The organism is Hymenobacter defluvii, assembly GCF_017589435.1.
In the GTDB taxonomy this organism is placed as follows: domain Bacteria; phylum Bacteroidota; class Bacteroidia; order Cytophagales; family Hymenobacteraceae; genus Hymenobacter; species Hymenobacter profundi.
On sequence record NZ_JAGETX010000065.1, the window covers coordinates 1 to 1,417 of the forward strand.

1 protein-coding gene is annotated in these 1,417 nt (G+C 47.8%); it reads right to left on the reverse strand.

All coding sequences use genetic code 11. The annotated features are described in order from the left end of the window. On the reverse strand, positions 1-1,417 hold a 1,417-nt coding region (locus J4D97_RS22880), incomplete at both ends, for a DEAD/DEAH box helicase family protein (RefSeq protein ID WP_208309614.1).

Sequence of the window (1,417 nt, forward strand, 5' to 3'; positions counted from 1 at the left end):
AGCTTGCCCCGGTGCTCAATGATGTTACCTAGTATTTGCTTGAAGGCCCCTAGCTTCCCATGCGCTTTGTGAATGATGCGCTTGCGTTTCATCAGCAGTTGCTGCACCACTTGCGAGGCTATCAAGTTGTCCTCGGCTCCGTTATAAAAGCGGGAAAGCTTCCTAGTGATGAGCATATATTCCTCAAGCTCGCTAGGCGTCAGGTTGACGAGCCTGGGGTAATAGTAATATTGACACAGAATGCCTTCCGCAATGGCCCGCTCCATGGTAAAGCTATAAGTATAGGGATCTGTGTCGGCAAAGAACTTCTCCATTTCAATGGAGCCCTCTAAGTCGTACACCCGCTTGGGAGTAGCCGATAATCCAATGCGTTTTTGCAAATGAACGCTAGGAAGAAGTGCTGCAATTTGCGGAGAAGCAATATTATGGGCCTCATCAGCAATTAAGACGGTTTCAGCTGGTAACCGCTTGAAAAGGCTTTGGAACTGATCCTTACAGAAGGATTTGTAAGTTACAATAACCACGTACGAAGCTGTGACCCCATAGCTTAGCTGCATGACTACCTCCTTCAACTCACTTTGCCAATTCTTCGATTTGGAGGAGACTTTGACAATGGAGCGAAAGTTGAATTTTCGAGCTTCTTTCTCCCACTGCTCAACTAGTACGGTAGTGGGTACAATGATGACTGTCTTGTAGGAACGAAGCTTCTTGTATTCCTCTAAAACGCAGTTCAGCGAGGTGATGGTTTTTCCGGTGCCAGTGGCCATGGCAAATATTCCCTTACACCCGTTACCCAACCAGTTTTGATAAGCTTCTCTCTGATACTCGCGTGGACCCGCCGAGTAGGGGAAGCGGGGGGATAATCGGTAAGCCTCAATCTCCTTTATGACCCCATCAAGAGCTTCTTTATACGATACGCTCCTGGCCTGTTTAGCTTTTTGATTGGCCAGTCGATGCTCATCTACGAGCAACTCCTCCAAGTCCTTACCGCCGTAAGTCTGAACGATGGCTTCCTCAATTTGCTCAAATGGTATCAGCTCAGCATAGTCACTCGTGCCATTCCAGAGTGCCTCGTACACTTCATCGTATTCGGTGAAGGCGTCGCTCTCATTGTTCCAGGAGAGCTTCACATCTAGCTCTTCCAGGTTCTGCAGTAGGCCAGAAGCGGTGAAGTTGCAGGATCCCTTAAACTTGACCTTATGGTGTCCATCGTGAAATACCCCAGATTTGTAATGAGATATGCCACTGCCGGCTTTTGGTCGAATAACCCTCAAGTCAATGCGCTTGGACGCTATCAACCACGCAATGCATTCAAAAAAGTGCTTGCCGTACTCATCTAAGGTTTTGCTCAAGGCATAGAAATCCTCAGCAATGAAGTTGTAGTCACTATCCGATGATGAGGACCCTTGAAGCACCG